Here is a 3,092-nt window from a genome sequence, read left to right on the forward strand (position 1 = left end):
TGAGAATGCCGGCGGCACCATCGTCAAGCCGATCCTCCCGTTTCCTGGAGGGCGGCGCTTCCATTTCGCGGATCCGGCGGGCAACGAGCTGGCGGTCTGGGGCGAGTAGACCGCAACCCGCGGCTTTTCAATCCAAGCGTCGCGTACGACACTCATGCCCCCAAACGCGCGACGGTCCGTGGCGGGAAACATGCGGCAAGATTACCTTGGACGCAGCCCGTCCAAGCATTGAGCTTTGCGGCGGCTCGTCCTATAAGGCCGCGCTCAGCGGGCACGTTGCGGCTGTTGGGGCGTCGCCAAGTGGTAAGGCATCGGTTTTTGGTACCGACATTCCCAGGTTCGAATCCTGGCGCCCCAGCCAAACAGGATGCTCTGTTGACAATTTGGCTCCTTTGGCTTTCCCGGTCGAAGCGTTGCAGTTGTTTCCGTAAGCAAATCAGATGGTTGTCGGAACACCGCGCGAACTTCCCTTCGTCACACGCGCAGTTCGACAGGTACCAAGCTTAGAAGCCGCTTCTTCTCGCGAGGAGCCTGCCGGGCGAACAGTTGCCGGGTATTGCGCGCCAGCGCCAGCAGGCGCATTCCATCCTCCGTGTATGATTCCTCGGCCTCGCCATGCCGTTCGATCTCGCGGAGCAAGCGCGTCTGTTCGAACCGCCACCAAGCTGAAATACGGTCGTAGAACGCGCCATCGATAACTTCCTGATCAGCGCCTGGACCATCACGGGAGGTCTTCTGCCATTGCCGGCAAGCTGCGGTCGGGCCGATCGACGTCGAGCAAGCTTCGGCCAAAAATGAGCCAAGAAAGCAGCGTTGGTTGAATCGCTATTGCGTCAGTATCAGCGGCCGGGTCAGAATGTTGTGTGCCGAAGAGGGCTCCGCACTTTTCAACATTGGCTAACAGGCTGCGGCACTTCTGGCAGTGCGTAAGCATCTGGTCCGTCATTCAAAGAGGAGGCCGATCAAGGAATAAGCAGCGTACAACTGGCTTTCCGCGAGCGGCTATTGTAGGTTGCGCGGTAATTTGGGGCAAACACGCGAAGCTTCATGCAAACGCTGTTGCAGTTCATGCGCTCGCATCCCATAGGGGGGACGTTGTCGAAGAACGGCTGGGGAAACAACGATTCCTTCGGTGTTTCCGCGAAAATCTACAAACCCCATTCGGTGATATGCCGCCAGGATGACACCGACGACACGGTATTCATCCTAAAATCAGGTTGGGCCATCCTTTACCGCGAGCTGCTGGATGGAGAGCGGCAGATCATCGACACTCCTCTCTGGGGGGACATTGTCGGTTTCCACTTCGTGGACGGACCCCGTTTCGCGTCATTGGCGTCCATAACCGAACTAGCTGTCTATGAAATTTCCAGGAAAGCATTGGTCGATGCCGCCCTGTCGGAAGGTCGCTTCGGGAACAAGATCGCCTGCGCCCTGGCCCGGCTGAACGCCATCCTTGCCGAACATCTCGTGAATGTCGGACGACGGAACGCGATGAGCCGCACCGCCCATTTCCTGCTCGAGTTGGAGGAGAGGCTCTCGAAAGTTGGCCTGTCGGACCATGGAAGATATGAGTGTCCCCTTGCCCAGCACGAACTGGCGGACATCCTCGGAATGACCACCGTCCACGTCAACCGGACGTTGAGGGAACTTCGCAAGGCCGATCTCGTCTCTTTCAAGGCAGGCCACGTAGAGGTGATCAATCGCAAGAAGCTGGTCGAGACGGCCGGATTCGACAAGGAGTACCTCAGGTAGAAGTTGCCCTCCGGTGTCCGGTGCCGGGCGACGGCTTTCCGGACGCGAAATTTACCGAAAATTAACTTATGTTAGAGACCGCTCATAAATAGGCTATAAACTGCCCGAGCCGTTCTCGCTGTGGGAAAGCGAGGAAGGCGCCTAGCTGCTGCAATCAAGTCTCCAACTTTCACAAGGAGTTATGTTGGCCGCAAGGCTGCCAGTGTTGGGAAAGGGTGGGTAGTATGGGTGGCGTAACAGGACTGCACAATTACACCTCGGCCAATCAATCAGGAGTTCGATCAAGCGGAACCGAAAATGTCCATCGTAAGGAATGCCTCCTTATCCTAGATGGTAGAGCTTTGGACCGCGAATGTCTCGCATCGGCCCTCGTTGACCACGAACTCGGCATGGTGGTCGCCGCAATGGGTTCGATCGATCAATGGCGCGTGAAGAAGAGTTCGTTCCCTCCCCTTGTCGCCATACTCTTCAATCTTGGCGGCCGGAAGGCGACCGATCATGGCGTAGCAGACGAGATCAGGCATATCTCATCCGAGTTCAAATCAATCCCCGTCGTTATCCTGGCCGACAACGAAGACCTTGCACAGATACTGACGGCTCTCGAATGCGGCGCACGCGGCTACATTCCGACTTCGGTAGGGATCGACGTCTGCGTCGAGGCAATCAACCTCGCGGCAGTTGGAGGTATCTTCGTCCCGGCGAGCAGCGTCCTATCAATGCGGCATCTGATAGATCCAGGCAGTTGCGACAGGCAACCCTTGGCGGGATTGTTCACGCTCAGGCAGGCCGAGGTCGCGCAAGCGCTCCTGCACGGCAAGGCGAACAAGATCATCGCCTACGAGCTGAACCTGCGCGAAAGCACCGTGAAGGTCCACATCCGAAATATCATGAAGAAGCTGAAGGCGGCCAACCGCACCGAGGTCGCCTGCAAGGTCAAGGATCTCTTCGCGGAACGAACACTCGCTGAAAGTGATCCCAAGTAAGTTTCGCGGGACCTCCGTTGCGGTGAATGGCATCGGAGGTGCCAGCCTCGCTTCGGCGCGGGTTCGAGGGCGACCGCGCAAGAAAGGAAGCGACCGGCTTCCTTTCCGAAAGCCAACCGGGATTTGGATTAACAGCCGCCGATCAATCAGAGTGGGCAGAGTCGGGGAAGGTATATCTGCCTACCCAACTCACGGCGTCCTCAATCGTATCGAAATTCTTGTGCTGCCCGCTCAGCAACCCGAACCCCGTCTCGAGGAACCATTTGCCCTTCGTGGAGTAGGCTTCCTCGTCGATCCGAGTCAGGACTGCAACCAGTTGGTCGAATTTCCAGACCAGGAGCCCCAGCTCTCCACCCT

The 3,092-nt window shown here is 57.6% G+C and carries 4 protein-coding genes, 1 tRNA gene and 1 pseudogene; 4 read left to right on the forward strand and 2 right to left on the reverse strand.

From position 1 onward, the window contains the following. Both EOA33_RS40925 and EOA33_RS29895 read left to right on the forward strand, forming a co-directional pair. A pseudogene (locus tag EOA33_RS40925) lies at window positions 1-109 on the forward strand (VOC family protein); the annotation flags it as partial. 177 nt (window positions 110-286) lie between these two features. Then, a tRNA-Gln gene (locus EOA33_RS29895) sits at window positions 287-361 on the forward strand. Window positions 362-474: 113 nt separating this feature from the next. Here EOA33_RS29895 and EOA33_RS29900 read toward each other — a convergent pair. After that, complete coding sequence (locus EOA33_RS29900; RefSeq protein ID WP_127407279.1) at window positions 475-792, reverse strand: hypothetical protein; 318 nt, start codon at window positions 790-792, stop codon at window positions 475-477. A 255-nt stretch (window positions 793-1,047) separates the two neighbouring features. On the opposite strand from EOA33_RS29900, the gene EOA33_RS29905 reads away from it, so the two are divergent. Together EOA33_RS29905 and EOA33_RS29910 are read left to right on the forward strand one after the other, a co-directional pair. Further along, complete coding sequence (locus EOA33_RS29905; RefSeq protein WP_127407280.1) at window positions 1,048-1,752, forward strand: Crp/Fnr family transcriptional regulator; 705 nt, start codon at window positions 1,048-1,050, stop codon at window positions 1,750-1,752. A 224-nt stretch (window positions 1,753-1,976) separates the two neighbouring features. Further along, complete coding sequence (locus EOA33_RS29910) at window positions 1,977-2,735, forward strand: response regulator transcription factor (protein ID WP_127407281.1); 759 nt, start codon at window positions 1,977-1,979, stop codon at window positions 2,733-2,735. A gap of 142 nt (window positions 2,736-2,877) precedes the next feature. Here EOA33_RS29910 and EOA33_RS39905 read toward each other — a convergent pair. Further along, on the reverse strand, window positions 2,878-3,092 hold a 215-nt coding region (locus EOA33_RS39905; protein WP_127407282.1), incomplete at its 5' end, for a hypothetical protein.

It is taken from the genome of Mesorhizobium sp. M4A.F.Ca.ET.050.02.1.1 (genome assembly GCF_003997725.1).
Classification (GTDB): Bacteria; Pseudomonadota; Alphaproteobacteria; order Rhizobiales; family Rhizobiaceae; genus Mesorhizobium.